38 protein-coding genes are annotated in these 24,066 nt (G+C 63.4%); 25 read left to right on the top strand and 13 right to left on the bottom strand.

All coding sequences use genetic code 11. The features are described 5' to 3' along the window. The 8 genes from EN781_RS00310 (at nt 1) to EN781_RS00275 (ending at nt 4,534) form a co-directional block, all read left to right on the top strand. Nucleotides 1–519, top strand: a complete 519-nt coding sequence (locus EN781_RS00310; protein WP_127399611.1) for a hypothetical protein — start codon at nt 1–3, stop codon at nt 517–519. 10 nt (nt 520–529) lie between these two features. Continuing rightward, nucleotides 530–871, top strand: a complete 342-nt coding sequence (locus EN781_RS00305) for a hypothetical protein (protein ID WP_127399610.1) — start codon at nt 530–532, stop codon at nt 869–871. Continuing rightward, entirely contained in the window at nt 868–1,206 is a 339-nt protein-coding gene (locus EN781_RS00300; RefSeq protein WP_127399609.1) for a hypothetical protein, read from the top strand. The genes EN781_RS00305 and EN781_RS00300 overlap by 4 nt, the downstream gene beginning before the upstream one ends. Nucleotides 1,207–1,208: 2 nt before the next feature. Continuing rightward, the gene (locus EN781_RS34990) at nt 1,209–2,288 is read left to right on the top strand and encodes an SAM-dependent methyltransferase (RefSeq protein ID WP_245492514.1); all 1,080 of its coding nucleotides are present in this window, start codon (nt 1,209–1,211) and stop codon (nt 2,286–2,288) included. Then, a complete protein-coding gene (locus EN781_RS00290; protein ID WP_127399608.1) occupies nt 2,288–2,527 on the top strand; it encodes a hypothetical protein in 240 nt (79 codons plus the stop codon). The genes EN781_RS34990 and EN781_RS00290 overlap by 1 nt, the downstream gene beginning before the upstream one ends. Then, nucleotides 2,524–3,369, top strand: a complete 846-nt coding sequence (locus EN781_RS00285) for a 3'-phosphoadenosine 5'-phosphosulfate sulfotransferase (protein ID WP_127399607.1) — start codon at nt 2,524–2,526, stop codon at nt 3,367–3,369. Before EN781_RS00290 ends, EN781_RS00285 begins: the two co-directional genes overlap by 4 nt. A 134-nt stretch (nt 3,370–3,503) precedes the next feature. Next, complete coding sequence (locus tag EN781_RS00280) at nt 3,504–4,256, top strand: hypothetical protein (RefSeq protein ID WP_127399606.1); 753 nt, start codon at nt 3,504–3,506, stop codon at nt 4,254–4,256. A 47-nt stretch (nt 4,257–4,303) separates the two neighbouring features. Continuing rightward, nucleotides 4,304–4,534, top strand: a complete 231-nt coding sequence (locus EN781_RS00275) for a hypothetical protein (RefSeq protein WP_127399605.1) — start codon at nt 4,304–4,306, stop codon at nt 4,532–4,534. 189 nt (nt 4,535–4,723) lie between these two features. Here the strand turns inward: EN781_RS00275 and EN781_RS00270 are convergent, their stop codons facing one another. From EN781_RS00270 to EN781_RS00225, 11 genes are all read right to left on the bottom strand, one after another. After that, nucleotides 4,724–5,482, bottom strand: coding sequence for a phage regulatory protein/antirepressor Ant (locus EN781_RS00270; RefSeq protein WP_127399604.1), 759 nt, complete (start codon nt 5,480–5,482; stop codon nt 4,724–4,726). Then, the gene (locus tag EN781_RS00265; protein WP_145965428.1) at nt 5,479–5,985 is read right to left on the bottom strand and encodes a hypothetical protein; all 507 of its coding nucleotides are present in this window, start codon (nt 5,983–5,985) and stop codon (nt 5,479–5,481) included. Before EN781_RS00265 ends, EN781_RS00270 begins: the two co-directional genes overlap by 4 nt. A 102-nt stretch (nt 5,986–6,087) precedes the next feature. Then, nucleotides 6,088–6,810, bottom strand: coding sequence for a hypothetical protein (locus EN781_RS00260; protein WP_127399602.1), 723 nt, complete (start codon nt 6,808–6,810; stop codon nt 6,088–6,090). Next, nucleotides 6,807–7,082 carry a hypothetical protein gene (locus EN781_RS00255; protein ID WP_127399601.1) on the bottom strand — a complete coding sequence of 92 codons (276 nt, stop codon included), beginning with the start codon at nt 7,080–7,082 and terminating at the stop codon, nt 6,807–6,809. The genes EN781_RS00260 and EN781_RS00255 overlap by 4 nt, the downstream gene beginning before the upstream one ends. Before the next feature lies 1 nt (nt 7,083). Further along, nucleotides 7,084–7,452 (bottom strand): hypothetical protein, encoded by a 369-nt coding sequence (locus EN781_RS00250; RefSeq protein ID WP_127399600.1) that lies wholly within the window; start codon nt 7,450–7,452, stop codon nt 7,084–7,086. After that, the gene (locus EN781_RS00245; protein WP_127399599.1) at nt 7,440–7,658 is read right to left on the bottom strand and encodes a hypothetical protein; all 219 of its coding nucleotides are present in this window, start codon (nt 7,656–7,658) and stop codon (nt 7,440–7,442) included. The genes EN781_RS00250 and EN781_RS00245 overlap by 13 nt, the downstream gene beginning before the upstream one ends. Before the next feature lie 209 nt (nt 7,659–7,867). Then, on the bottom strand, nt 7,868–8,083 hold the full coding sequence (locus EN781_RS00240; protein WP_127399598.1) for a hypothetical protein: 216 nt from the start codon (nt 8,081–8,083) through the stop codon (nt 7,868–7,870). A gap of 124 nt (nt 8,084–8,207) precedes the next feature. Further along, the gene (locus EN781_RS00235) at nt 8,208–8,408 is read right to left on the bottom strand and encodes a hypothetical protein (RefSeq protein WP_127399597.1); all 201 of its coding nucleotides are present in this window, start codon (nt 8,406–8,408) and stop codon (nt 8,208–8,210) included. Then, nucleotides 8,408–8,551, bottom strand: coding sequence for a hypothetical protein (locus EN781_RS34055; protein ID WP_189347217.1), 144 nt, complete (start codon nt 8,549–8,551; stop codon nt 8,408–8,410). Before EN781_RS34055 ends, EN781_RS00235 begins: the two co-directional genes overlap by 1 nt. A 59-nt stretch (nt 8,552–8,610) precedes the next feature. After that, a complete protein-coding gene (locus tag EN781_RS00230) occupies nt 8,611–10,830 on the bottom strand; it encodes a DNA cytosine methyltransferase (RefSeq protein WP_127399596.1) in 2,220 nt (739 codons plus the stop codon). Then, on the bottom strand, nt 10,827–11,102 hold the full coding sequence (locus EN781_RS00225; RefSeq protein WP_127399595.1) for a hypothetical protein: 276 nt from the start codon (nt 11,100–11,102) through the stop codon (nt 10,827–10,829). Before EN781_RS00225 ends, EN781_RS00230 begins: the two co-directional genes overlap by 4 nt. 232 nt (nt 11,103–11,334) lie before the next feature. Here EN781_RS00225 and EN781_RS00220 point away from each other — a divergent pair, with 232 nt between their 5' ends. From EN781_RS00220 to EN781_RS00190, 8 genes are read left to right on the top strand one after another with little or no spacing between them, the layout of a single operon-like run. Then, nucleotides 11,335–11,943 carry a putative metallopeptidase gene (locus EN781_RS00220; protein WP_127399594.1) on the top strand — a complete coding sequence of 203 codons (609 nt, stop codon included), beginning with the start codon at nt 11,335–11,337 and terminating at the stop codon, nt 11,941–11,943. After that, nucleotides 11,940–12,074: a hypothetical protein gene (locus EN781_RS35740; RefSeq protein WP_281034349.1), complete on the top strand. Its 135-nt coding sequence runs from the start codon at nt 11,940–11,942 to the stop codon at nt 12,072–12,074. The genes EN781_RS00220 and EN781_RS35740 overlap by 4 nt, the downstream gene beginning before the upstream one ends. Nucleotides 12,075–12,086: 12 nt before the next feature. Continuing rightward, a complete protein-coding gene (locus tag EN781_RS00215) occupies nt 12,087–12,548 on the top strand; it encodes a DUF2280 domain-containing protein (protein WP_127399593.1) in 462 nt (153 codons plus the stop codon). Then, a complete protein-coding gene (terL, locus tag EN781_RS00210; RefSeq protein ID WP_127399592.1) occupies nt 12,535–13,950 on the top strand; it encodes a phage terminase large subunit in 1,416 nt (471 codons plus the stop codon). The genes EN781_RS00215 and terL overlap by 14 nt, the downstream gene beginning before the upstream one ends. Next, entirely contained in the window at nt 13,943–15,445 is a 1,503-nt protein-coding gene (locus EN781_RS00205; protein ID WP_127399591.1) for a hypothetical protein, read from the top strand. Before terL ends, EN781_RS00205 begins: the two co-directional genes overlap by 8 nt. Continuing rightward, nucleotides 15,442–15,666, top strand: coding sequence for a hypothetical protein (locus EN781_RS00200; protein WP_127399590.1), 225 nt, complete (start codon nt 15,442–15,444; stop codon nt 15,664–15,666). Before EN781_RS00205 ends, EN781_RS00200 begins: the two co-directional genes overlap by 4 nt. Then, the gene (locus EN781_RS00195; protein WP_127399589.1) at nt 15,666–16,169 is read left to right on the top strand and encodes a hypothetical protein; all 504 of its coding nucleotides are present in this window, start codon (nt 15,666–15,668) and stop codon (nt 16,167–16,169) included. The genes EN781_RS00200 and EN781_RS00195 overlap by 1 nt, the downstream gene beginning before the upstream one ends. A 12-nt stretch (nt 16,170–16,181) precedes the next feature. Further along, on the top strand, nt 16,182–16,436 hold the full coding sequence (locus EN781_RS00190; protein WP_127399588.1) for a hypothetical protein: 255 nt from the start codon (nt 16,182–16,184) through the stop codon (nt 16,434–16,436). Between the two features lie 627 nt (nt 16,437–17,063). Here EN781_RS00190 and EN781_RS34050 read toward each other — a convergent pair. Then, entirely contained in the window at nt 17,064–17,303 is a 240-nt protein-coding gene (locus EN781_RS34050; RefSeq protein WP_189347215.1) for a hypothetical protein, read from the bottom strand. Between EN781_RS34050 and EN781_RS00185 the strand changes: the two genes are divergently transcribed. From EN781_RS00185 to EN781_RS00150, 9 genes are all read left to right on the top strand, one after another. Beyond that, a complete protein-coding gene (locus EN781_RS00185; RefSeq protein WP_189347213.1) occupies nt 17,295–18,473 on the top strand; it encodes a phage minor head protein in 1,179 nt (392 codons plus the stop codon). The genes EN781_RS34050 and EN781_RS00185 overlap by 9 nt on opposite strands. Further along, the gene (locus EN781_RS00180; RefSeq protein WP_127399586.1) at nt 18,470–18,682 is read left to right on the top strand and encodes a hypothetical protein; all 213 of its coding nucleotides are present in this window, start codon (nt 18,470–18,472) and stop codon (nt 18,680–18,682) included. The genes EN781_RS00185 and EN781_RS00180 overlap by 4 nt, the downstream gene beginning before the upstream one ends. Further along, a complete protein-coding gene (locus tag EN781_RS34045) occupies nt 18,679–19,029 on the top strand; it encodes a hypothetical protein (RefSeq protein ID WP_189347211.1) in 351 nt (116 codons plus the stop codon). Before EN781_RS00180 ends, EN781_RS34045 begins: the two co-directional genes overlap by 4 nt. Then, entirely contained in the window at nt 19,029–19,904 is an 876-nt protein-coding gene (locus tag EN781_RS34040; protein ID WP_189347209.1) for a ParB N-terminal domain-containing protein, read from the top strand. The genes EN781_RS34045 and EN781_RS34040 overlap by 1 nt, the downstream gene beginning before the upstream one ends. Beyond that, a complete protein-coding gene (locus EN781_RS00170) occupies nt 19,904–21,022 on the top strand; it encodes a hypothetical protein (RefSeq protein WP_127399585.1) in 1,119 nt (372 codons plus the stop codon). The genes EN781_RS34040 and EN781_RS00170 overlap by 1 nt, the downstream gene beginning before the upstream one ends. A 95-nt stretch (nt 21,023–21,117) precedes the next feature. Further along, nucleotides 21,118–21,492 (top strand): hypothetical protein, encoded by a 375-nt coding sequence (locus EN781_RS00165; protein WP_127399584.1) that lies wholly within the window; start codon nt 21,118–21,120, stop codon nt 21,490–21,492. 69 nt (nt 21,493–21,561) lie between these two features. Further along, the gene (locus EN781_RS00160; RefSeq protein ID WP_127399583.1) at nt 21,562–22,584 is read left to right on the top strand and encodes a major capsid protein; all 1,023 of its coding nucleotides are present in this window, start codon (nt 21,562–21,564) and stop codon (nt 22,582–22,584) included. A 41-nt stretch (nt 22,585–22,625) separates the two neighbouring features. Next, a complete protein-coding gene (locus tag EN781_RS00155; protein WP_127399582.1) occupies nt 22,626–23,348 on the top strand; it encodes a hypothetical protein in 723 nt (240 codons plus the stop codon). Beyond that, nucleotides 23,332–23,712 carry a hypothetical protein gene (locus EN781_RS00150; protein ID WP_127399581.1) on the top strand — a complete coding sequence of 127 codons (381 nt, stop codon included), beginning with the start codon at nt 23,332–23,334 and terminating at the stop codon, nt 23,710–23,712. The genes EN781_RS00155 and EN781_RS00150 overlap by 17 nt, the downstream gene beginning before the upstream one ends. On the opposite strand, the gene EN781_RS00145 is transcribed toward EN781_RS00150, so the two are convergent. After that, a complete protein-coding gene (locus tag EN781_RS00145; protein ID WP_127399580.1) occupies nt 23,709–23,906 on the bottom strand; it encodes a hypothetical protein in 198 nt (65 codons plus the stop codon). The two genes, EN781_RS00150 and EN781_RS00145, sit on opposite strands and share 4 nt — an antisense overlap. Nucleotides 23,907–24,066: the final 160 nt, after the last annotated feature.

The following is a 24,066-nucleotide window of genomic DNA, read 5'->3' as shown; positions in this document are numbered from 1 at the left end:
GTGGACGAGAGCGCGCTCCTTTATCGCTTCACCGTCAAGTGCGACCGCGACACCAATCGCGCGATCGAGAAGCTGGCGAAGGCCTGCAATCTCTCGCCGACGGCCTACGTCCAGCGGCATTTCGAGAGCATCACCGGGGAAGAGTTGGCCGGGGATGCGGCGGACCCGATTTTGGCGCCGCCCAGCGGTTTTGTCACCGCCTCAGAGCCGGCAATCGTCACGCGCCTCACCCCATCGCAGGCGGTGCGCATCAAGAAGCGCGGCCCGGTCGAGCGCATCATGGCGGCGCTCGACGACGTCAGGCGCGCCGATGGCCTTTCAAGTCTGGCTCAGCCGCGACTGGCGCAGCTCGCGCAAACCTCGATTCCGACCCTGCTGAAATATCTCGACCAGATGATCGAGGCCGGCTCGGTCGAGATCGTCCGCGAAGGCCAAAAGGGCAAGCCGACGCTCTACCGCGTGCTCGCGATACCCGCCTCCCAATCTGCACCAAGCAAAGGACCGACCAGGAATGGATGACGCCGCCGCATTGAAGGACATCGCCGAGCATCTCAACGCCTCGCTCAACAATGTGGTGCCATTCGCACCATTGAAGCCCGAAACGGAGCTTGAGCGCCTCTCTGCGGCCCATCGCAAGGCCATCGCCAAATACGATCAGCGCGCCGCAGATGCGCAGAAGCTGCTTCGGGAGAACCTCGACAAGATCGAGGCGGACCGCGCCGCCGAGCTGAAGCGGCACCAGGATGAGATCGCAGCGCTCGACGCACGACGGGCCGAGGAGCTCGCCCGGGCCGAGAAGGACATCGCTGCCGATCAGCGCCTTTCCGCGTCGTGCCGCGCCGCGCTCGCTGCGCTGGACCAAAAGCCATGAGGGGCGCGGTTCTCATCCTGCTGCTTTCGACGGCGGCCGCCAGTGCGCACCACGCGCCGAGCGGCGTCAGCTACCCGCCAGAATGCTGCAACAGCGCTGCAACCTCGCCCACGGGCGATTGCGCCCCGATCGACGATCGCTACGTCACCGAGGAGCCGGACGGCTACCACGTCAACCTCCCGGCCGGCGCACACCCGAGGCTCAAGACGCATGGCTATTCGGGGATCGTTCCCTATAGCGCCCGGCGCCAGCCGATCGACAACTCCTACCACATCTGCCTTTCGAACGAGGGCGCGTACCGCTTCTGCTTTTTCCCGAAGCCGGGAGCAGTGTGAGCATGAACGAGGTCGCCACTCTCGACACCTCCAGCATTGCCCAGGTCGTGGAGCGCGCTCGAGCGCTTTTCGATGACGGCGATATCCAGGCGGCGCATCTGCTGGCCGCCATGGCTTATGACCAGGCAAAGTCAGCCGCCACCTATGCGGCCCGCTTCCGTGCTGGCGAGCAACTCATCAACAAATCGCGCCGGATGCAGGGTGAAGCACTCCTGATCGAGGCAAAGGCCAAGATCCGGCTCGCCGATGAATATGATGCGGCACAGCGGAATGGCGAAGCTTCGAAGGGGCGACCGAAAACTATTCCAGACGGGAAGACTTTCACTCAGGCGGAAGCCGGCCTTTCAGCCAAGCAGATCCATGAGGCGCGCCAGCTCGCCGAGGCGGAACGGAAAAAGCCTGGCATCGTCGAGCGCGCCATCGCGGTTCGCCTCGAGGAAGGGCTCGAACCGACGCGGGCGAACCTTCGCGCCGCAATCGGCACCGATAGCGCCAGCGCAGCCGAGCGCGGCAACAACCTCTATGAGACGCCGCTGGAAGCGACGCGCACCCTGTTGGCGCTAGAAAGCTTCTCGAACATCGTGAAGGAGCCGGCCTGCGGCAAGGGCGCGATGTCGAAGCTCATGGAGGACGCCGGCTATGAGGTAGAGATCGCCGACCTGGTCGACTACGGAACCACCACGCAGTTCGGCGAGGTCCAGCGCGTCAGCGATTTTCTGACGGCTGAGCCGTGGCTCGTCGGCGCCGACATCGCCACCAATCCGCCCTATGGCCAGGCGCTCAACGCCTTTGTCGCGCATGCGCTACGCGTGCACAGGCCACGCAAGATGGCGCTGCTGCTCAACCTCAATTTCCTCTGCGGCTTCGACGATCCGGACCGCAACTACGCCATGGACGAGTGCAAGCCGGCGAGAGTCCACGTCTTCACCCGTCGCCTGCCGATGATGCATCGCGACGGCTGGGACGGCAACGAAGCGACCAGCCGCATGAACACCGCCTGGTTCATATGGGAGCAGAATGAAGCCGGCCTCTATGCCGGTCCGACCGTTCTCAACCGCATCGACTGGAAGGATTTCCAGTGATGGGCGCGATCAGCCGCAAGTTCCACCGCGATCTGATCGGCGAGGCGAAGGAGATCGTCGAGGCGGCCGGCGGCACGTGCCGGCTCGAGCGCGGGCGCGGTCCGCACGGCAAGCTCGTCATCTCACTTTCCGGCAAGACCCGCACCACGGCGGTTTCCTGCTCGCCTCGGTGCTCTGACAATTCGATCTACATGAAGCTCGCCGATGTGCGGCGGATCCTGCGGGAGATGATGCGTTGAACCCGTATCTGATCGAAGGGCCGGCTCTGATCTCGTTCTCCGGCGGGCGGACTTCGGCATTCATGCTGCACCAGATCGTCCATGCGCACGGCGGCAAGCTTCCAGATAATGTCGTCGTGGCCTTTGCCAACACCGGCAAGGAACGCGAGGAAACGCTTCGCTTCGTGCACGAGTGCGGCTCGCGCTGGGGCGTCGAAATATACTGGATCGAATGGCGCAACAGCGGCATCGGCTATGAGCGCGTAGGCCTCAACTCTGCGAGCCGCGACGGCGAACCTTTCCATGAGTTGATCAGCAAAAAGCAGCGCCTTCCCAACGGCGCGGAGCGCTGGTGCACGGAATATCTCAAGGTCCGCCCGATATTCGCACTCATGCGTCACCTGCTCGGGCTGGAGCCCGGCTCTTACGAGGAAATCGTGGGCCTTCGCTATGACGAAGGCATGCGGATATTTCGCGGCCTCGATCGCGCTGCGAAAGACGGCCGCCGCATGTCCTACCCGCTTTCCAGGGCCAAGATCAGGAAATCCGATGTGTCTGCCTTTTGGGAGCACCAACCATTTTTCCTCGACCTGGAGCCTTGGGAGGGAAATTGCGATCTCTGCTTTCAGAAGGGAAAGGGTATTCGGAAACGCATCATTCGCGACCATCCAGGCGTACAGACCTGGTGGTTGGACGAAGAGAATCGGATCGGCGCCCAGTTCGACAAGCGGGATAGCGTTGCCGACCTCGTCGAGCAGGTTCGCCTCACGCCCATGCTCTGGGAGGCTCTTGCCGACAGCCTAGACGACAGCATGGAACACGACGTCGAGTGCGGCCTTCATTGCAGCGGGGAGGCGGCATGAGCGGCTACGACCTCGGCCGCTGGTCTGGCGGCCTCGCCGAATGGACTGAGGGCGACACCGCCTATATCTCGGTCGTGTTCACATGGCGGCTGGGTGAGGCCTATTCCCGCGCCTGCTGGTATCGCGCCGAGGGCATGAAGGTCCGCGTCGGTGGTCCGGGCGTGTTCACGCGCAAGAAGTTCCTCGCTGATGTCGCTGAGATCGGCGGCGATATCCCGGATGCTGTCGCCCGACACAATCCCGTGGCGACGATCGCGAGCCGAGGATGCCCGGTCGGCTGCTGGTTCTGCATCGTCCCGAAGATGGAAGGCAAGGCTTTCACGCTGCTGCCTGACTTCCCGGTGCGCCCGGTGCTCTGCGACAACAACCTCTCGGCTTTGCCGGCAGACTTCCAGGATCACATCATTGCGCGCTACCAGGCCGCCGGGGTGCCGCTGCTGGACGCCAACAGCGGTTTTGAGCCGCGAACCTTTGACGACGATGTTTACGCCCGCTGGCAAGCCATCAATCGCGGCCCGTGGCGCTTCGCCTATGATGACGCGGCCGAGCGCCCTTACGTCGAGCGCGTCATGCACATGCTGGCCGATGTCTCGCCTCGCCGGAAGCGTGTCTATGTTCTGATCGGCAATGAGCCGTTCGCAGCCTGCATGGATCGGATCCGCGAGGTGATCGCTTGGGGCGGCGAGCCGCACGTGCAGCCTTTCATGAAGCTCAACTCGCTGGAGCGCCGGCCTCATCCGCGATTCGACTGGAACGAGCAGCTGCTGCGCGACGTCGCCCGCTGGGCGAACTCGCCCGCCATCTGGCGGAAAACGCCGTTCTCCGATTATCGCCGATCGGCAAAGACGCGTGAGCGCTACGACGAGCAGACAGGGATGTTCGCATGAATTGCTTTCAAGGATACACGGTTCGCGTCCGGGCCGGCTTCCAAGCCATGCTCCGCTTTGCCGAGGACGGCCAGGCCGAGCCAGTGCTGGCCGATGGCGGCAAGCCGATGGTCTTCCTGACTGAACTTGAGGCTCAGAAAACCGTTACCCTCCATCTGCTTCGGTGGATGAATGGCCATATGAGGCGCGAGGGTGACGTCGCTGGCCGCGCCAAGGAAGAGGCGAACCGCATCTTCCGCAAGGGCCGGATGATCCCGGTGGAGCGCATAGTGACATGACCGGAGAGCGATTGAAGGGTTTCCGCGAGGGCTGGGCGGCCAAGACGCCAGGCAAGGCGCACTACTTCATGCGCGCCGGTGCCGGAATTGCGCATTCGCTCTGCGGCGCCCAAGACGCGCCGGCCGGCTATCTGTTCGAAGAAGGATCGTCAACGCGATGCAAGCGGTGCGAGAAACTTGCGGCCGAGCTCAATGCCGCGCCATCAGCTCAGCGATCTTCGTCAACCCCTTCGGCGTGATGCGGACCTGCTCCGTGACCTTTTCCGTCCCGTCGCCGCGGAGAACCGTCGTCACCTTGTGCTCCAGCAATCCCGCCTGCGTCCTCGACTGATAGCCGAGATAATGGTCCGAGCCCGGCCGCTTGTAGATCCAGCCGTTCCGCTGCAACCGGGCGAACAGTTCCTTGGGCTGCATCTGGAGGGCTTTTGCAGCATCCGTTATACAGAGCGAGCCGTCGGCCACCGAAATGCGCTCCAGCGCGATTTGCGAGGGGCGTAGCTGGTCGACCTCTTTCTGGAGTTCCAGCGCCTTGTCAGCATAGGAGGCGAGCAATCCGCGAAGGGTTGCAGGGTCATTGAGATCGAGCGGCGGGGAAGCTTTTTTCAGCGCCGCCTCCATCCGGTCGAAAGCCTCCATATAGGCGAGCTTGAAATCGAGCGCCTTCTCTCCAGTGAATCCCATGCCAAGCAGAGTGAAGCCTTGGCGGTTCATATCGAAGTAGCGATGCTGCTGCGAACCTGTCTCCGGAAGGTGATAGACCCCCTGCGCAAAATGGCGCAGGGCTAGGCTCGGCTTCTGATCGAGCAGATTGTCGATCGCGCGGGTGACGTCGCGGTGGTTTTTTTCGAAGTAAGCCGCCACGTCGCGGCTCGTCGCATAAACCTCGCCGTTTCGTGCGAACACGACCGGCGTCGGGCCGTGGATATAGTTGGGTGCCAGCTGTGTCATGGTGCATGCACCTCGACAAAGTGGATATTGGCCGGAAGTTCGCACTTGAGCTTTGGCGCGACGGCAATTCCCATCTCGGCATCGTAGACGGTCATGTACCGATGGAGCTGCTTCAGCGCTCTATCGTCGAAGACGGTGAGCTTGACCTCTACCGGGCATTCGCGCCTTTTCCATTCAACGAAGCCATCTGGGATGTTCCTGCGAATAATTTCCACGGTCGTCTGATGCGCGCCAGGCAGGTAGCGCTCCAGGTTCTTGTAAAACTCGTCGCGGATGTCGGACTCCTGCACTCTGCCGTCCAGAAGGGTTTTGTGGATGAGCATGACCACGCCGTCTCGCAAATATGACAGAAGGCCGGTTTTCTCGATTTCCCCCAATAATTCCCTAGCCTTTGCCGGATCGCGCATGGCTACGCGCGCCGCTTCATCCAAGAGCAGTGCCTCCCGGCAAACTCGAGCCGTGTGAGCCGCCAGTTGGAGATCGCTTAGTTGCGTCTGTTCCATGTCATGGCTCCAGTCGGTTGAATGGAAAAAGGCCCGCAGCGGAATCGGCACCGCTGCGGGCCAGGCAAGGCCGGCCTAGGGAGTGGGAGCCGGCCCGGGGGTTCATGCGGGCACCGCATCGATGTTGCAGCGCTCGACTGTGAAAGAGACGGCGATCACCCAGGGATTGGCGTTCCAGCCGAAGCCGCGCGACTCATTGAGGCTGTTCCAGAGCTTCCGATACCAGAATATCGGCGTTCCCATTTCGTTGAAGCCGACCTGACAGAGCGGGTGCCCGATGGTGCCTGGCACTGTCGACACGGGACAACCTTCAGCAATCGCATCGGTCTCGCTGATCGCCTGCAGCTGCTGGACGCGAACATCGGTCACTGTCAGCGTGAGGCGCGACGCCCAGCGCGGCATGTGCATGCCAGGCTTCGGCTTAGTCCAATCGCCATCGGACGGATTGCCGTCGGCCCAGCACCACACGGGAGCGGCTGGGATTACGTCACGCGGAGGGACGCCGGCCCACGAATGGCAGAAGCTGTATTCTTCACGGACATAGAGGCGATCGCCGACCGCATAGCGAGGGTTCAGCCAATAGTGATCGCCGGCGGCGTCGACCGGCCAGCGCCTGAGCTTGCTAGGCGGTTTCTTCTCTTCCTCGCTCCATGCCCAAAGACCTGACGGCACCCATTGATGAAGTGCGTTCAGCATCGTCGGCTGTTGGCAAAATGTCGCCCATGATGGCGGCTGCGGCTTCAGCACGCGCCGCGTCTGCGACTTCGTGCTGGCGAGCAGCGCGCGCACCATTGCGCTGGAAAATAAAATAGGACGGTCTGTCATGACGCCCTCCGAGCAAGCTCGGCGCGGCCCGCGTCAGTGATGCGCCACTCGAACCCGTAATAGCCGTCCGGGCCGCCGACGCACTCAATCAGCCCGCGCTTTTCGAGTGAGCGAAGCCGCCGAAGGACCAAGCCCGTCGACGGCGGATGCCCGATTGCGCCAGCCTTCACCGCCTTAGCGTGAGCGCGCTGGACCTGATCATTGATATAGGCGCCGCGCGGCGAGACGGCGGTAGCAACGGCGGCCAATACTTCGATGCCTGGAAGCTTCATCTCACTGCACCGTTTCCAGAGCCGCCGCTTGCGCGCGCCGTTCGCCGCCCAGCCATTGAACATGGCGCTCAAGCGTATGGATGTTGAAACTCGCCGGCACGCTGATGGAATCGCCCAGCTTCGAGGCGCCGCAGACGATGGCGCGGCCACCGTGAATCGCGCCGTAGCCGTTGAAGGTGAAGAACTGCTGGCGGCTGGTGGCGTCGAAAAGACCTTGCTCGTCGATCCACATCTCGACCTGGTCGGTGAGTTTGACGCGCCGCACCCAATCGCAGCCGATCTCGGCGCGGAAGAAATCGCGCGTCAGCGGCTTCGGAGTCTGATGCTCACGGATGCGTTTGGTGAAGGGGTCGATCATCAGGAAACGCATGTGAGCCTCCGCTGGGCGATGCGCTCGTCGATCGGCGGCAACTTCGTCGCGCCAAACAGATCCAACCACCAGGTGATCAATTCAGCGTGGTAGAGATCGTCGAGTTGCCGACGGCGAGGCCGCTGCACCTCGCGCTCGATCCACGCAAGCCGGTCTTTCAGTTCGTGCCGGTAGAGCATGGCGCGGAAGGCGTCGGCCAGAAGCATGTCGAGCGCATAGTCGCCCGTTGTTCCCTGAGGAGGGCAGTCTCCGTGCCACGAGCTCAACATCTCCAAGGAATCGATGATCGAAACGTGCACCGCGAGGCTTCTTTGGTGCCAAAATGGTTGCAATCTGGTCATGGTTGGTCTGTCTTTTGGAGGGATTAGCGGAGCGACGGGCGACCGCCGCTCCTATCGAAGGGATTTTGTTGCCTCTATCGGTGCATCGCGTCTCCTTCTTCCGTTGCCTGAAAATGGTGGAGAGAGGCGGTTTCGAACCGCGCTTCCGGGTAACCATCGGCGTCACCGCCAACGGACAAGGGGCGTTCCTTCCCCGTCCCGAGCACCATGCCAGTCTCCCCAAGGATGCGCTTTGCGTCCTCGAACCCGTCGCGATAGCCGCGCATGTAGGCGTCCTTCTTCGGGCTCATTGCTCGTCTTCTCCGGTTTCCTCAGCCGCTGTCGCCTCGTCCCGCGCCTCCCGGCACGAAGGACAGCGGCAGCTCTCGTTTCCATCGAAAGGAAAGGGCGAAAGGCAGTCGTCGCAGTAGGGCATCAGGAGAAGCGGCTCCCGTCCGCGTGCGTGATCCGGAACGTGTCGGCCAAGCGCTCCAGTTCAATGATCCGCTCGTCGGAGAGATCATCGATGTACGTGTCGGCCAGACGGGCAACGAGCCGGTGGAGGCGCGAGCCGGGTCTGAGGTGGATCTCGTCGCGCAAGTAATCTTCGGCGACAGGCTTGAGGTCGGCGCTCATCAGAGCTGCGCCTTGGCGCGCGCCATGTCGAGCGACGGGCAAACGATCGGATCGGAGAGAACGCCGTAGACGTAGAACTCCACGCCCCACGCCTCGGCGACTTCCCAGATGGCGATGTTGCCGTGCTTCTCGATCAGTCGCATTTTCGTGCTCCCTTGTAACCACTTCAATATACGATGTAACCAAAATGGTTACAAGCGGGTCAAGCAGAAATATCCTCGTCGGGGATATTGCCGCGATCGTCGACGGCAAGAGCGACCGCAACATCGCGCACCCAGATAGGTTGACTGCTGAGCATGAAGGTCTCGCCCGTCATCGCCAGGAGAAGGGTCGTCGCCATGACGCTGGCGATTGCCGCTGCGGCATGAGGCGGCACGGCGTTGCCGATCCGCTCGCGCCAGGCGGAATCGGACTGGCCGTCGAGTTTGAAGCCGTCCAGCTCGTCCGGATCGACGAGGCTCTGGAGCGCCGCTAGTTCCAACGTCGTGAACGGCCGGTGCCATGTGTTGTCGAGGGCACGGATGACTGCAACTAGACGATCTTCCGGCTTTGGCAGTTCGAACAGAGGCTCGGCATCGGTGTCGCGCGGATCGGCAACGGACCAATGGCCGCGATCATATTTCGCGAAGCCTGGAACGGCGTAGCCTGTCTCGTCCCAAGGCACGACGCCATAGTGACCGCCGGTCTTGTAGTGGTCCCGGTTCGCATTGAGCCCGACCGGCCGAGGATCCGCGACCGAGAATGCGCCATTCGTCGGAAAGCTCTCGCCCTGCACCACGCCGGTCGGCTCATCCCATTTCCGCACGCCGTAAGTGGATGAACGGTCCGCCTCGACGCGCGGGTCGGCCACCGCTCCGCCGCCCGACAGGATCCTGGCACCAGAGACGACGTTGGCGGGCTCATCCCAGCCCTTCACCGCAAGCTTGGTGCCATGGGCGTTTTCGCCCCAATTCATTGCCGGGTCTGCTACGGCATAGGCGCCGTTGCCGGTAGTCGACGCGCCAATGACAGCGCCTGCAGCTTCGTCGAGGCCAGTGACGCGGTATTTCGTCTGCTTGTAGTCGTCGCGCTGCGAGGGACGCGGATCGGCGACGGCCAAGCCGCCAGCTGGGCCACCAGGACCGGCGACGGCCGGCGCATTCGCCGCCCATGGCACGATGCGGAACGTATTGTTGAAGCGCGGCTTGCCTTCCATGCGCGGGTCGGAGACGGCGTAGGGACCCGAGCCGACCGAAACGTCGCCCTTCACCACGGCCGCCGGCTGGTCCCATCGGCGCACGCCGAGCTGCACCGATCTCTCATGACCATCAACTCGCGGGTCGGCGACGCTCTGCGCGCTCGATCCCGGGCTGCGCTGCGTCGTGATTGTGCCGGCCTCATGCCCCCAATCGACGACGCGAAGGCCCTTGAAATCTTCCGATGCCTTGGGCACTCGTGGATCGGCGACTGAAAAGGAGCCATTGGTCGGGGTCGATCGACCGGCGACAACGCCGCTGGTATCGGTCCAGCGATGCACGCCGAGCACGCCGGCTTGCCACTCGACGTCGGGGAGAATCCCGAAATCCCGTAGCATCCCATTCTCGACCGTCAGCTTGTTGAGCGAACGCCAGTCCGAGCCGGCCTCGACGAAGGCGAGGCGAACCCATGTTTTCCATTGCAGCGCCGGCATACGGTGCATCGGGCCGGCGTTCATGTCGCCCGGGCGCGGCAGTTTTTCGAGGATCTCGCCGACGCCGCGAAGGCGCCGCTTCTCTGGCTCGTAGAGGAAGGGCGGCACCTTCGCCTCGTGGCGCGCCACCAGCAGGAAACGCTTGCGGCTCTGGCCGAGCCCGCCCAGCTCGCCGCAATCGTGGGTCGTCTCGCGCACCGCGTAGCCATAGGAGCGGAGCAGCGCGACGATCTGGTCGAGCAGCTTGCGGCCGCGCTTGGCGATCCGAGGCACGTTCTCGAAGACGATCAGCTCGGGCGGATCATCCTTCCATGCCTCCAGCATCAGCCAGACGCCTCGGAGCGTCAGACCATTCAGGGCCTGATACTTGTCGGTCGCGCTCGAAGCTTCTGGCAGAAGGCCCGAAAACCCCTTGCATGGTGCCGAGAGAAACACCGCGTGCGGGCGCTCGCCATGTGCGGCGCGGCGGATATCATCCGGGGTCGCTTCGCGCCAGTCAGCGGCAGGCTCGCGCCCATGGAACGCCACGAACTGCTCGCGTGAGAACATATCAAGAACTGTGCCTTGAACGTCTGCCGCTCGACTGAAATCGCGGATGGCGGCCGGGTCGTTGTCGACACCGCCGATGCAGCGCCATCTTGCCTGGAGGCTGCCGACCCGCGCGTGGCCTTTGTTGAAACCCTTCGCTCCGCCGCCGAGGCCGCAGAAAAGATGGAAATGCCGATATTCGACGACGGATGAGAGCTGGTTCACTCCGCCGCCTCCAGTTCGGTCTCGTCTTCCTCGGCATCCGTAAGCTTCGCAATTTCCTCCAGCGCGCCAAAATCGTCGATTTCCTGGAAATCGACCTTCACTTGCTCGCCGTTCTCGTGGATGACGGTGAACACGTTCGCGGTCGATTCCGGCTTGCGCAGGGTGGCCCAAGCCCAACGGGCCGCTGCTTCGGGATCACCTTCGCCTTCGAAGTCGATCTCCCAGATGACGCGATAGCGCCTCGTTTTGCCCTGTGGATTGGTCAAATCCATAAAAATCTCTCCTCTTGACACAAAGGGGGAGGGTCGGCGATTAATCGTGCAGCCTGATCTTGCTGTGCAAATCAGCGCCTACCCCCTGAAACAGACCGCCGATCTGCCCTTGTCGTTTCTCTAACGGCTGATCTTCGTCGGTCACCTTGTAACCATATTGGTTACATTGGTGCCAAAAGCAAGAGGGGTCGGCGGGAAAATCACAAGAGCGGGCGATTGGAGCAAACTTCTGATGCGGCCGTTCCCGCCCGAAAGCGTTCTCGACGCCGGCGACATCTTCATCGCCGCGCCCGAGATCATCGCTTGGGCGCGGGAGACCTTCGTTGATGACGGCGCTTCGCTTCAAAACGAGGACCATCGCCATCTGCAGCACGCCTCGCTCGGCGCATTGTGGACCAACGTCACCAACGCAAGGCAGGGCCGCTCCGTTGTCGGCCAGTGCGAGCACGGCCTTCCGCCGCTCTCTTCATGGCAGCGCGCCAGATTCGAGCAGCAACTCGTCGGCTGGTTCGGCGAGGTACCGGACTTCGTGCTCACGTTCGACGCGCGCTACGCCGCCGACTGTTCCGACGACGAGTTCTGCGCGCTTGTCGAGCACGAGCTCTATCACGCCGGGCAGGAGCGCGATCAATTCGGCGCGCCCAAGTTCCGCAAGAGCGGCAAGCCGGCCTTCGGCATCAGGGCACACGACATCGAAGAGTTTCTCGGCGTTGTCCGTCGCTACGGGGCAGACGCGGCTCATGTCCAGGCCATGGTCGAGGCCGCAAAAAAAGGACCAGAGATCGCCCGGGTACGGATAGCGCAGGCCTGCGGCACCTGTTTGTTGAGGGGCGTGGCATGATCAAGTTCGAGCCAGTTCCCGGCACAAGGCCGAAGCGAGAACGCGCCATCAAGCCGAAGCCAAAAAAAAAGGCGGTAAGGGGTAAGGCCAGCAAGGCCAAGGCTGCCCGCAAATCCCCGACCGGTCTTTGACGGGATCCGACGATGGTCGCCAAGCTCTCCAACGAGGTCAAAACCTTCATCGTCCAAGCGCTTGCCTGCTTCGACACGCCTTCCGTCGTCGCCACGGCGGTCAAGAAAGAGTTCGGGCTCGACATCTCCCGGCAACTCGCCGAGAGCCATGACCCGACCAAGCGTACCGGGCGCGACCTCGCCAAGCGCTGGAAAGCGTTGTTCGAGGAGACCCGCAAGGCGTTCCTCGAAGACACGGCGGCCATTGGCATCAGCCATCGTTCGGTCAGGCTGCGCGCTCTCCAGCGCATGGCGGCCAAGGCCGAAGACATGGGCAACATGCAGTTGGCGACGCAGATCCTGCGCCAGGCCGGCGAGGAGATGGGCGGCGCCCTCACCAATCGCCGCGAGCTGACCGGAAAGGACGGGAAGGATTTGCCGGCCGCACCCGCGCCGGTCAACATCTTCCAGCTTCCAGACAATGGCAGAGGGTAACGCCGGCCCGAGGATCATCCGTCCGCAGCCGGGCCCTCAAACAGCCTTCCTCAGTAGCGCGGCAGATATAGCCATCTACGGCGGCGCCGCTGGCGGCGGTAAAAGCTGGGCGCTCCTGATGGAGCCGCTCCGGCACGTCCACAATCCGGACTTCGGCGCGGTTTTCTTCCGGCGCACCACGGTCCAGGTGCGCAACGAGGGCGGCCTCTGGGACGAGAGCGAGAAGCTCTACCCGCTGCTGCAGGCCAGGTCGCGCGCCGCCCCGGATCTCGACTGGACGTTCCCCGGCGGGGCAACGGTTTCCTTCGGCCACCTCGAGCACGAAAAGACCGTCCAGAACTGGCAAGGCAGCCAGATCCCGCTGATCTGCTTCGACGAGCTGACGCATTTCTCGGCCAAGCAGTTCTGGTACATGCTCAGCCGCAACCGCTCCATGTGTGGCGTGCGGCCCTATGTGCGGGCGACCTGCAACCCGGACGCCGATTCCTGGGTCGCCGAGTTCATCGCCTGGTGGATCGATGAGGAATCGGGCCTCGCCATCCCCGAGCGCGCCGGCGTCATTCGCTGGATGGTTCGCATCGGCGACGCCATCATCTGGGCGGACAACCCGCAGGACCTCGCCGAGTATCGCGCGCCGAACGAGCGCGGCGAGATGGTGCCGATACTGCCGAAGTCGGTCACCTTCATCCCGGCGAAGCTGACTGACAATCCCGCCCTGATGGCGGCGGACCCGAGCTACATCGCCAACCTGATGGCGCTGCCGACAGTCGAGCGCGAACGCCTTCTCGGCGGCAACTGGAAGATCAGGCCCGCAGCCGGCCTCCTGTTTCAGCGCGGCTGGTGCAAGGTCGTCGATGTGGCGCCGTCGATCCTCAAGGCGGTACGCGGCTGGGATTTGGCCTCGACGCCGAAGACCGAAGAAAACGATCCCGACTGGACGACAGGGACGAAGATCGGAAAGCTCGCCGACGGCGCATTCATCGTGCTCGACCATCGACGCGATCGCCAGGGCCCGAACGGCGTCGAGACGCTGCTCAAGAACACCGCCGACGAAGACGGCAAGACGGTGGAGATTTCGCTGCCGAAGGACCCGGGCGCCGCCGGCAAGAGCTACGCCGTCACGCTCACCAAGAAACTGCTCGGCTTCAACGTGCGCTCGACGCCTGAAACCGGCGACAAGGTCACGCGCTTCAACGCGTTCTCCGCCCAGGCCGAGGCCGGCAATGTGCTGGTGCTTCGCGGGCCATGGAACACGACCTGGTTCAACGAGCTCGAAGGGTTTCCGGAGGGCGCGCACGACGACGACGCGGACTCCACAAGCCGGGCCTTCAACGCGCTGACGGCGCGCTTTGAGACCAACGACGAATTTGCAGCACCAATAAGGGTGGGAGGCGATGGCTAAACGACCGCGCAGCGCTATGCCCGCCGCGGCACCGGTGGCCCCGACTGTCACCGCAGGCGTTCCAGGCTTTGCCCATTTCGGCGGCTTCATCGCCTCGCAGGAAAGGCGAAACGAGGTCGTCGGCCCGCAGAAGTGGGTCACGTTCTCCGACATCGCGACGAACTTCTCCATCGTCGCCTCCGGCATCCGGCATTTCCTCGGGCTGATCGCCCGCACCGAATGGACGGTCGAGCCCGCGGGGAGCGAAGACGATCCGGAGGAATTCAAATCGGCGGCCAAGGAAGCGGCCGATTTCGTCGAGAGCTGTCTGCATGACATGGTGACGCCATGGTCGCGCGTCACGCGTCGCGCCTCCATGTACCGCTTCCGCGGCTTCGACATCCAGGAGTGGACGGCCAAGCGCCGCATGGATGGCAAGATCGGCATGCTCAACGTCGCGCCGCGTCCCTGCCACACCATCGACCGCTGGGAACTCACCGACATGGGTGAGGTGCTCGGCATGTGGCAGGCGAACCCGAACACCGGGCAATACCTATTTCTTCCCCGCTCCAAGGTGCTCTACGTCGTCGACGACGCTCTGACCGACAGCCCCGATGGGCTGGGCCTTCTGCGCCACCTGGTCGAGCCGGCCGAGCGGTTGAAGGAATACCTTCGCCTCGAGGGCATCGGCTACCAGCGCGATCTGAGGGGCATCCCCGTGGGTCGCGCTCCGATCAGCGCGCTCAACGCCGCGGTCAAGGAAGGCAAGCTCACAAAAGAGCAGTCGCAGCTCCTGCTTGACGCGATGACCGACCTGGTCAAGATGCAGGCCAAGACGCACGACACCGGCGTCATCCTGGATTCCAAGACCTACGAAAGCCAGACCGACACCGGCGTCCAGGTCTCCCCGGTACCGCAATGGGCGATCGATCTGGTCACCGGCAATGCCACCGGCATCGATTCGCTCGGCAACGCCATCAACCGCGTCAATCGCGAGATGGCGCGCATCCTCGGCGTCGAGCAGCTGATGCTGGGCGAAGGCGTCGGCACCAGGTCGCTCTCGGAAGACAAGACCTCGAACTTCTTCCTCCAGGTCGAGGGCGCGCTGGCTGACATCGCCGAAAGTGGCGAGAAGGATTTCATCGGTCCGCTCTGGCAGTTGAACGGCCTCGATGACGAGTTGAAGCCGACGCTCAAATACGAGGCGGTCCAGTTCAAGGACGTGGCGAAGATCACGGCCGCTCTGAGGGACATGGCAACGGCCGGCGCTGTGCTGCAGCCGAACGATCCGGCCATCAACGATGTGCGCGATCTGCTCGGCGTGGCGCGCGAGCCGGAAATCGATCCGGAACTGCTCGACGCCATGAACCGCATAAAGGCGGGTCTGCCGGCCGACGATAGCGTGCCGCAGGATCCGGAGGAGCCGATGCCGAATGATCCGGCAGCCGGCGCCAAGCAGCGCCAGAAGGTGCCAGGCAGGCGCAAGGTGATGAAGCGCAACGTGATCGCGATATGAGAGTTTCGGCCGACCCCACCAGCCCGTTCTATCACCAAGGCGTGCTCTACAACGTCATCCTCGACGGCGTGGAACAGAAGATGGTGATCGAGGCGGACGACGAGGAAGGCTGGATCATCCGCACCGTGCTTGATGCCGAGGGCAACGTTGCGATCACAGAGGACGGCGAGAACATCAAGCACGAGCTCGTCGAAGGCACCGTCAAGTTGGAGCCGATGTAATGCCGACCGTCACAATCGGTGGAAACACCTACACGACGTATTCCACCGTCACCGATGCCGACATCTATCTCGGCGGATCGACGACGGCAGACGCATGGCGCGCGGCGGACGCTGACACCAAGGCACGCGGGCTCGTCTCGGCGACGCGCTGGATCGATGAGCAGTCATGGGTCGACGCCTATTCGACCTTCGACCTTCGCCTCGCAAACCCGGCCTTCATCAACGCCTGCATCGAGCTGGCGGCCCTGCTTGTCGACGACGCCGATTTCCGCACCACGTTTGGACAGGTCCAACAGAAGCGGATCAAGGCCGGCAGCGTAGAAATCGAAAACTTCAGGGGCACGACGGTCCAGACCGACACGGCGTTCCCGTCCAACGTCATGCTGCTGATCGGGCAGTATCTTGCCGGTTCGGAACCGGCGTTCGGCGGCGCCATCACCTTCGGCACATGCCGGGAAACCACGCTCGACGAAGGCTACGGCTTCAACCGCGGCATCTTTTGAGGAACAGGATCGATGGGTAAGCCCTACGGGAAGATGATCTTGCCGGCCTCTTCGCAGGTCGCTGTAACGCCGGATGACAGCAACGATCTGCCGGGCGGCGTCTGCAATGCGCTCGAGGTGATCGCCACAGGCGACGTGGCCTGCATCGCCGCAGCGGATACGGCGGCCATCACGCGCACCGCAGTCCCCGCTGGCACCGTGATCCTGGTGCGCGCAAGGCGGGTGAAGGCGACCGGCACCACCGCGACGGTCGTCGCGCTCTACTGAGGATTTGCACAGCCGCTCTTGACAGGGCGCGGGTGATGTAACCAGAATGGCACCAAATCAGGTGGCAACCTGCAAATAGAGCTTTTCCTGCGCGGGAACTGGCTTTGGCAAGACAGAGGAATGGAACGCTTAATCCGCGCTAGGCAATCCCTCCACCTCGGGGTCGTAGATGGGGTAACCGCAATACCCTTGCAGGCCGAGGAAGCGGTGACAGCCGGGAGAGACCGGCGCGAGATCCATGAGGGGCCTTTGCCGCAAGGTGGTAAGGGCATGTGGGCATCGGGATCAGAGCGTTGGTGCTCCCTGATGCACAAGGCGGCCAGACTACTCGGCCAACGGGAATAAACATCGCACCAACTACCGGCCCCAATACGCGGTCCTGGGCATGACATAAAAAGGCCCATCGAACACCGAGCGCCGGTACACTCCCCGGCCGCGACCACGACCGTTTCCGGTACATCGGCGTGCATGGCGAAACGAGAAACCGGCGGGCACGGCTCGCCAACAGGCGGCTCCAAGCCCGACAGTTTCACAGGCACGTGCCAGGGTGCGCCAGAAGGCAGAGGATCGATCGGCGTTGTTAACCGGGTCAATGGTCCTCTGCCTTTCGCTTTTCACGCGTCAAAATCAAATCGGCAGTGGCGGCACCAGTCCGCCGGGCCGGTTCTCCTCGTCCCACATCTCGGCGAGCATCGCCACGCCACGCCAATAGTCCTCGCCGCGCTCGATCCGCTTCGAAGCGGTGAGCAGTGCGGGATTGTCTGTTTCCTTCCATGTCGCCGGATCGTTGAGATCCTGCGCCGGGTCACGGGGGTCGTAAGCGAGTTTAGAGATGGGTTCCTCCTGTTCGATCGAAGGTTGCCGCAAGCCGGCAAGAGCCAGGGGATGGTGCACGAAGCACTGGCACCGTTGGCGGACGCAACCGGTGAAATCGCTCGCTGCAGAGTTCGGCGTCAATGCATCGACGATCCGAAGCATCTTGCAGCGGAGGGCGTGGAATTGGCTGAGTTGATGGCGCGCGCCTCATCGCTGACACGCTATGCGCTCGACGCAAGCTTCGCCAAGCGTAAATCCGACGATCATCTGCGCGTCGAACAACTCGTCGCGAAAATGGAACGCTCCGTCAGGCAGGCGTTCCTCACCTTTGTCCAGAATGTCCGCTCACAAGTCGTGATGCGTGAGGTGGCCGAGCTGCTCGGCCGCTCCGATGTCGAGAGCGCGCTCAAGATCGTCGATCGCTACGTGGTGCGCATGGCGCCGGTGGTGTCGAGCGTCTTCATCGCCTCGGCCAATGACGAGACGAAAGCTCTGGCCGAGCAGGTCAACCGGATCTCGCCGGCAGTGGGCATCTCGTTCGATCCGACCTATCAGCGCGCCGCCGACCTGATGGCGGATGCGCAGTTGAACTTCATCCAGGATTTCACGGCGACCCAGCGGGAAGCAGTGCGGACGGCGCTGACGCAGGCGCTGATCGATGGCGAAGGCCCGATCGGTACCGCCGCCGCGTTCCGCAATGCCATCGGGCTCACGGCCAGACAGCTCGCGGCGATCCAGAACTACCGCAACCTGCTCGCCCAGGGGTCGAGCGAGGCGCTGGACCGCGACATCCGCGACCGCCGCTTCGACAGGACGGTGCAGCGCGCCGTGAACACCGGCGAGCCGCTGAGTACGAAGCAGGTCGACGCCATGGTCGACCGGTACCGGGATCGGTACCTGATGTCTCGCGCCGAGACGATCGCCCGCACCGAGACCGGAAATGTCGTCAGCCAGGCTCGCGACGAGGCGTTCAAGCAGGTCGCGGCCGAAGCCAACATCACCAGCGACATGGTCGAGCGCACCTGGCGCGCCACCCGCGACAGCCGCACCCGCGATAGCCACGCCGCCATGAACGGCCAGAAGGTCGAGGGCACCGAGGAAGCGTTTATCTCCGGCGCCGGCAACCGGCTGATGCGGCCGCACGATCCGGCCGCTCCGGCTTCGGAAGTGATCAACTGCCGCTGTGTGCAGACACTGAAAATAAAGAGGCGTACCCCGTGATCTCAGACCCCAACGACGCCGACGCGCAGCGCATCGCCGCGCAGTTCCAGATCGGCGACGAGGTCGTCTACGTGCCGGAAGGCGTGATCACGACAGTCGCCGGCTATGTCTGGCAGGAGAAGGTCGGCACACCACCGACCATCGCGCTCTACGGGCTCGCCTGCGGCATCAGCGTTCCGAAGGATCTTCTTGCGGTGTATGTCGGATGACCCAGATCGTGAAATGGGCGGTCTTCGCGCCGCCGGCACTGCAAGCGCTGCTCTCCCGCGAGCCGGAAGCGATGGCGCAGGTCCAGGCCTTCGCCGAGGACCGCGGCGAGCCTGATTTCGACATCGCCGGACCGCCCGATCGCGAGGAAGCGCTCCGCCACAAGAAGAGCTGGGGCACACTGGAAGGCGTGCCGCTGCCATGCGTCCGAATCCGCATGCGCAAGACCAAGCACCACCTCACTGGCGATCGACTGATCGAGATCGCCTGCACCGACGCCCACTTGGTCGAGGTGACGCGCTGGAACTTGCTGGCCTCGGCGCCAAAGCAGCCGGCCTTGGTGAACTGATGAGCCAGCCCGGTTCCGGCGACGTGCACGTGCCTTCGACGCAATGGCCGAAGGGCAAGAAGCCGAAGAAGGATGCGATGGCAAAGGACGCGCCGCGCTCGCTGAAGCCGCTCGACGAGGACACGGCGCACACCCCCTTCCCGTATGACGCCACGGCGCTGGGCAACCTTCGCTCCGACCAGAAGCCGCGCTTCTTCGGCGTGCTCACCAATCCGGAGCTTTTGCCGGACAAGACGCTTCCGGTCGACAGCCTGGTCGCCATGCAGAACCGCGTCGATCCGAAGAAGGTCGAGGCGCTGCGCGGCGTGAAGCATGGCAAGCCGCCGGTCGTGGTGCACATGAACGGCCGCAACTACATCGCCGACGGTCATCATCGTGCCAGCGCTGCCTGGCTCGACGGCGAGGACAACATTCCGGTCAAGTACAAGGATCTCGAACCCGTGAGCAACGCCATGAAGATGGCCGATCCTTCGATCCGCATCTGCAAGGTCGACGAGAGCCTGGGCATGGTCTTCGGCTGGGCCATCGTCTGCAAGATCAATGGCGAGGACTATTACGACCTCAATATCGACAAGGGCGGCGAGCGCGTTCCGGAGCATATCCCGGAAGACGCCATGCTCAAGGCCACCATCGATTTCATGAGCGGCGCCCGCGCCGGCAACGAGATGCACGCCGGGCCCGACAAGGGAACCTTCGTCTGCGCCTGGCCGATGACGACTGAGATCGCCAAGACCATGGGCATCACCACCGACCGCACCGGCCTGATGGTGGCATATCGTCCGCCGGCCGATGTGCTCGCGAAGTTCAAGAGCGGTGAATACACCGGATTCAGCATCGAAGGGGCTCGCCTCTCGTCGATGGAGCAGGAGGTCTGATGGCCAAGACACGCATCCTCACGGGTCTCCGGCTGGACAAGATCGCCGCGGTCGATCGCCCCTGCCAGGAGCATGCGACGGTTGCGATCATCAAGCGCGCCGGCGGCGCGAAGATCGACGCCGATCGCATCGCCAAGGACCTCTATGGCGTTATGTCAAGTTCCGGCAATCCGCCCGGCCCGCGCTCCTTTGCCGATCTGTTCGCCGCAACGGAAGAGTGTCGGCGCCAGTCGGAAGTCAGCCAGGAGCTTTGGCCGTATTTCGATGCGCTCACCGATTCCATCCGTTCGATCGTCGCCGACACCGCCATGGACGAGGCCGGCAAGGTCGCGGCCATCGCCACATCGATCGACCAGTTCAAATCGGCGGTGACGGCGGCCATTCCCGACGCCGAAGCCGAGATGGAGAAAGTTTTCACCGACCTCGCCAAAAGCGCGGTCACCTATGCCGGGCAGTCCGGCGATCACGTCAGGAACAAGGAGAATCCGATGTCTGACGATGCCAAGAAGGTCGCCGACCTGGAAAAGTCGGTTGCCGATCTCACCAAGCGCGCGGAGAAGGCGGAAGCCGACCTCGCCAAGGCCAATGCGGACCTCGCAACGGCCAACACCAAGGTCACCGACCTCACCAAGGCGGCCGACCTCGCCAAGAACGACGAAGTGCTCAAGGTCGGCGAGACCGAAGTGCGCAAGTCCGCCGTCGGCGAAGCCTCGTTTGCCATCTTCAAGGCGCAGGCTGCCGAGATGCAGAAGGCCCGTGACGACGCCGAGAACGCGCGCATGGAAAAGCGCGCCGATGACGAGTTTTCCCACGTTCCCGGCACCACGGCAGAGCGCGCCGGCATGCTCAAGGCGATCAGCAAGGTCGCTGACGAGAATGTCCGCAAGGCCTTCGATGCGGTGTTCAAGCAGGCTGAGAAGCTGGCAACCGCCGCCTTCACGACCGTCGGCATCAACAAGCACGAAGTCGCGGGCAGCCCCGAGGCCGAGCTCGAGAAGATGGCCGACGACCTCGCCAAGAAAGAGAACATCTCGAAGGCGAAGGCCTACAGCCAGGTGCTCGAGACCGACAAGGGCCGCGAGCTCTATGCCAAGCGGGCACAGCCGCAGGCGCAGTAAGCCACGCTTCCCAAGCATCCTCACCAACAGGCCGCCTCCGGGCGGCCTTTTCATTGGCGCCGCGCCAGCGGCAAGCAACCCTCCAGGAGGCCTAGATGGCTACCGAAAGCACCCTCAATACCCGGACGTATCCGGCAGGCGCCGACCTGTCGGGTTCGCAGTTCCGGTTCGTCAAGCTCAACACCAGCGGCCAGGTCATCGCCTGCTCCGCCGCCGGCGAGCGCGCCATCGGCGTGCTGCAGAACACGCCGGATGCGGCCGGCAAGGCCGCTACCGTCGCCGTCGCCGGCCAGACCAAGGTTCGCTTCTCCGCCTCGGTCAACCCGGGCGTGGCGATCGCGACCAATGCCAGCGGCGATGTGCAGACCGGCGCCACCGGCAACTTCGTCCTCGGCACCGTGGTCGAGAACCCCGCCGGCGCCAACCTGATCGGCTCGATCGAGTTCCAGCCGCAGGCCGCTGTTCCGTAAGACCAGCGCTTTCCACCCTCCCATCAACCGCGTCGCGACGACGCCGTTTTCCTACAAATGGAGACTTAAATGCCCAATCCTACGGCAAGCGCGGTCCACGTAAATCGGCCGCTCACCAACATCTCGATCGCCTACATGCAGGACGCAGCCGGCTTCGTCGCCGACAAGGTGTTCCCGAACATCCCCGTCATGAAACAGGCCGATCGGTATTTCCGCTATGACCGCTCGGACTTCTGGAGGAACCAGTACCAGAAGCGCGCGCCCGGCACGGAATCGGCTGGCAGCGGCTGGAAGATCGACTCCACGCCGACGTACTTCGCCAATGTCTGGGGCCTGCATAAGGACGTCGACGACCAGATCCGCGCCAATGCGGACTCGCCGCTCAACATGGACCGCGACGCCACGCTGTGGCTCTCGCAGCAGGGCCTGATCAGCCGCGAGGTGACCTGGGCTGCGAGCTACTTCACCACCAGCGTCTGGACCGGAATCGACGGCACCAACGGCGACATCACCGGTGTTGCGTCCTCGCCTTCTACCAACCAGGTGCTGCAGTGGAACGACGCCGCGTCGAACCCGATCAGCGACGTCAAGGCGCAGTCCGACAACATCCACCTTCTCAACGGCCTTCGCCCCAACAAACTGGTGCTCGGCCGCCAGGTGTGGACGCAGCTGTCGGAACACCCGGACCTGATCGACCGCATCAAGTACACCTCGGGCAACAACAACCCGGCGATCGTTTCTCGCCAGGCTGCCGCCGCGCTCTTCGAGCTCGACGAGATCTCGATCATGGATGGCATCCAGGCCACCAGCGCCGAGAACCCGACCTTCGAAACGTCGATGACCACGGCGTTCATCGCCGGCAAGAAGGCGCTTCTCGTCTATGCCGCGCCGCAGCCTTCGATCCTGCAGCCGTCCGGCGGCTACACCTTCTCGTGGACCGGCTACCTGCCGGGGCAGGGCAACATGGGCCAGGTGATCTCGTCCTTCCGCATGCAGCACCTCAAGGCTGACCGCGTCGAAGGCGAAATGGCCTACGACCAGAAGCTCGTCGCGGCGACCTGCGGCGTCTTCTTCACCTCGATCATCGCCTAACCGGGCGCCGGTCACCCAATCCAAGCAGAGGACAACAAGCAATGGCAAAAGCGTCCATCTGGCTCAAACTATTCGACCGGGAACGAGACTTCGTCGCCAACAAGGTCATGATCCTTGGCGGCCAGGACCTCGTTCCCGGCGATCCCATCGACAAGACCCTCGTCAACACCAGGCGCCTGCGCCAGATGTACGAGGCACGCAAGATCCTTATGGTCGAGGCGGTGGAGGCCGAGATCGAGCACATCGGCGAGGAAATCGCCGAAGGCTGGCGCGATCTGCCATGGCTCCCCGAGATCAAGGGCGGCCCGACCATCCGGCAACTCGCCGCGAAATTCACCGACAGCGCCATCCGCAATAAGGATGCCGCCATCGCCATCATCGAAGCGGAGATCGCGCGCCGCGAGGCAGCGTTGAACCCGACAACAAATGTCGTGCAAAATATTCCTGAAAATATTCCGGAGCACTGGAAAGAGCTTGCCGAGGCCGACCGCATCGCGCTCGCCAATGCGCTCCAGCCCGGCGCCGAGCCGATCACCGATGTCGCCGACGCTGACGCGCTGATCGAACTGGAGGTTGAGCAGCGCGCCGCAGCAGTGCAGCCGCCGGCCACCGACACACCGGCTCCGGTCGAGGAGCCCGCGCCCGAACCGGAAGCGGAGCCGCCGCCGGCCGAGACCAGCGAGCCGGTCGCTGAGACCAGCGAGCCGGTCGCTGAGACCACCGAGGAAACCCAGCCGGCCGAAGGCGATGGCCAGTCAGCTTGAGGCCCAGCTCGCCAAGACGATCGCCAAGGCCTTCAAGGGCAAGCTGCTGAAAGGCACGCTGCGCCGCGAGGTGCCGGGCACCGGCAACGACAGTTTCGGCGATCCGAACAGCGGCAGCGTCGCGACATACCCGTTCGAGGGCATCCGCGAGGACTATACCGCGACCTTCCGCGCCCAGGCCGGCATCCCCTCGACCGACGTGCGCGTGCTGATCATCGCCGGCAGCATCGGCACCGCGCCGAAGCAGGACGATCAGGTCCTGATCCGCAGCGCATGGCACAAGGTGCGCGCCATCGAAAGCATCGACCCGGCGAACGCCACCTATGCGCTCCAGTGCTTCGAGATCAGAGACCAGACCGCCTAGGTCACTTCGAGCATAGCGGCGACAACCCGGCGGGCGTGAGTCTTGCCAAGTGTCTTCGCCAGGAACTCGACGGCGCCGATCATCTCGGCGACGGCTTCATCTATCGCTGTAGTTCGGCCGACGACTTCTTCGTTGGCCGCATGTCGGCAGAATGCTTGAGCAATCGAAGCGCTGCGCCGCTCGACGGCTCCCATGTCAGTCTGAGGCAATTCCCGGATCCCCAATGGTCAGGCTGACAATAAGTCTAAGCTCGCTGACTGTGTCTGTGCGTTACATCTTGTGAGCAGCGTTAATAAAGTAGTACCGCTTTTCGCAATATTGGCCATTTGTGGAAGCATTTCAGCGGGATAGGGT

Source organism: Mesorhizobium sp. M4A.F.Ca.ET.090.04.2.1 (assembly GCF_003999085.1).
GTDB lineage: Bacteria > Pseudomonadota > Alphaproteobacteria > Rhizobiales > Rhizobiaceae > Mesorhizobium.
Note: the sequence above shows the minus strand (reverse complement) of the source record. Positions and strands in the feature narration are given on the sequence as shown.

Coding starts and splice junctions, on each gene's coding strand:
- EN781_RS00300 (WP_127399609.1), top strand. CDS start 868: ATGAGGGGCGCGGTTCTCATCCTGCTGCTTTCGACGGCGGCCGCCAGT.
- EN781_RS34990 (WP_245492514.1), top strand. CDS start 1,209: ATGAACGAGGTCGCCACTCTCGACACCTCCAGCATTGCCCAGGTCGTG.
- EN781_RS00290 (WP_127399608.1), top strand. CDS start 2,288: ATGGGCGCGATCAGCCGCAAGTTCCACCGCGATCTGATCGGCGAGGCG.
- EN781_RS00280 (WP_127399606.1), top strand. CDS start 3,504: ATGAAGGTCCGCGTCGGTGGTCCGGGCGTGTTCACGCGCAAGAAGTTC.
- EN781_RS00275 (WP_127399605.1), top strand. CDS start 4,304: ATGCTCCGCTTTGCCGAGGACGGCCAGGCCGAGCCAGTGCTGGCCGAT.
- EN781_RS00270 (WP_127399604.1), bottom strand. CDS start 5,482: ATGACACAGCTGGCACCCAACTATATCCACGGCCCGACGCCGGTCGTG.
- EN781_RS00265 (WP_145965428.1), bottom strand. CDS start 5,985: ATGGAACAGACGCAACTAAGCGATCTCCAACTGGCGGCTCACACGGCT.
- EN781_RS00260 (WP_127399602.1), bottom strand. CDS start 6,810: ATGACAGACCGTCCTATTTTATTTTCCAGCGCAATGGTGCGCGCGCTG.
- EN781_RS00255 (WP_127399601.1), bottom strand. CDS start 7,082: ATGAAGCTTCCAGGCATCGAAGTATTGGCCGCCGTTGCTACCGCCGTC.
- EN781_RS00250 (WP_127399600.1), bottom strand. CDS start 7,452: ATGCGTTTCCTGATGATCGACCCCTTCACCAAACGCATCCGTGAGCAT.
- EN781_RS00245 (WP_127399599.1), bottom strand. CDS start 7,658: ATGCTTCTGGCCGACGCCTTCCGCGCCATGCTCTACCGGCACGAACTG.
- EN781_RS00240 (WP_127399598.1), bottom strand. CDS start 8,083: ATGAGCCCGAAGAAGGACGCCTACATGCGCGGCTATCGCGACGGGTTC.
- EN781_RS00235 (WP_127399597.1), bottom strand. CDS start 8,408: ATGAGCGCCGACCTCAAGCCTGTCGCCGAAGATTACTTGCGCGACGAG.
- EN781_RS34055 (WP_189347217.1), bottom strand. CDS start 8,551: ATGCGACTGATCGAGAAGCACGGCAACATCGCCATCTGGGAAGTCGCC.
- EN781_RS00225 (WP_127399595.1), bottom strand. CDS start 11,102: ATGGATTTGACCAATCCACAGGGCAAAACGAGGCGCTATCGCGTCATC.
- EN781_RS00220 (WP_127399594.1), top strand. CDS start 11,335: ATGCGGCCGTTCCCGCCCGAAAGCGTTCTCGACGCCGGCGACATCTTC.
- EN781_RS35740 (WP_281034349.1), top strand. CDS start 11,940: ATGATCAAGTTCGAGCCAGTTCCCGGCACAAGGCCGAAGCGAGAACGC.
- EN781_RS00215 (WP_127399593.1), top strand. CDS start 12,087: ATGGTCGCCAAGCTCTCCAACGAGGTCAAAACCTTCATCGTCCAAGCG.
- terL (WP_127399592.1), top strand. CDS start 12,535: ATGGCAGAGGGTAACGCCGGCCCGAGGATCATCCGTCCGCAGCCGGGC.
- EN781_RS00205 (WP_127399591.1), top strand. CDS start 13,943: ATGGCTAAACGACCGCGCAGCGCTATGCCCGCCGCGGCACCGGTGGCC.
- EN781_RS00200 (WP_127399590.1), top strand. CDS start 15,442: ATGAGAGTTTCGGCCGACCCCACCAGCCCGTTCTATCACCAAGGCGTG.
- EN781_RS00195 (WP_127399589.1), top strand. CDS start 15,666: ATGCCGACCGTCACAATCGGTGGAAACACCTACACGACGTATTCCACC.
- EN781_RS00190 (WP_127399588.1), top strand. CDS start 16,182: ATGGGTAAGCCCTACGGGAAGATGATCTTGCCGGCCTCTTCGCAGGTC.
- EN781_RS34045 (WP_189347211.1), top strand. CDS start 18,679: ATGACCCAGATCGTGAAATGGGCGGTCTTCGCGCCGCCGGCACTGCAA.
- EN781_RS34040 (WP_189347209.1), top strand. CDS start 19,029: ATGAGCCAGCCCGGTTCCGGCGACGTGCACGTGCCTTCGACGCAATGG.
- EN781_RS00170 (WP_127399585.1), top strand. CDS start 19,904: ATGGCCAAGACACGCATCCTCACGGGTCTCCGGCTGGACAAGATCGCC.
- EN781_RS00165 (WP_127399584.1), top strand. CDS start 21,118: ATGGCTACCGAAAGCACCCTCAATACCCGGACGTATCCGGCAGGCGCC.
- EN781_RS00160 (WP_127399583.1), top strand. CDS start 21,562: ATGCCCAATCCTACGGCAAGCGCGGTCCACGTAAATCGGCCGCTCACC.
- EN781_RS00155 (WP_127399582.1), top strand. CDS start 22,626: ATGGCAAAAGCGTCCATCTGGCTCAAACTATTCGACCGGGAACGAGAC.
- EN781_RS00150 (WP_127399581.1), top strand. CDS start 23,332: ATGGCCAGTCAGCTTGAGGCCCAGCTCGCCAAGACGATCGCCAAGGCC.
- EN781_RS00145 (WP_127399580.1), bottom strand. CDS start 23,906: ATGGGAGCCGTCGAGCGGCGCAGCGCTTCGATTGCTCAAGCATTCTGC.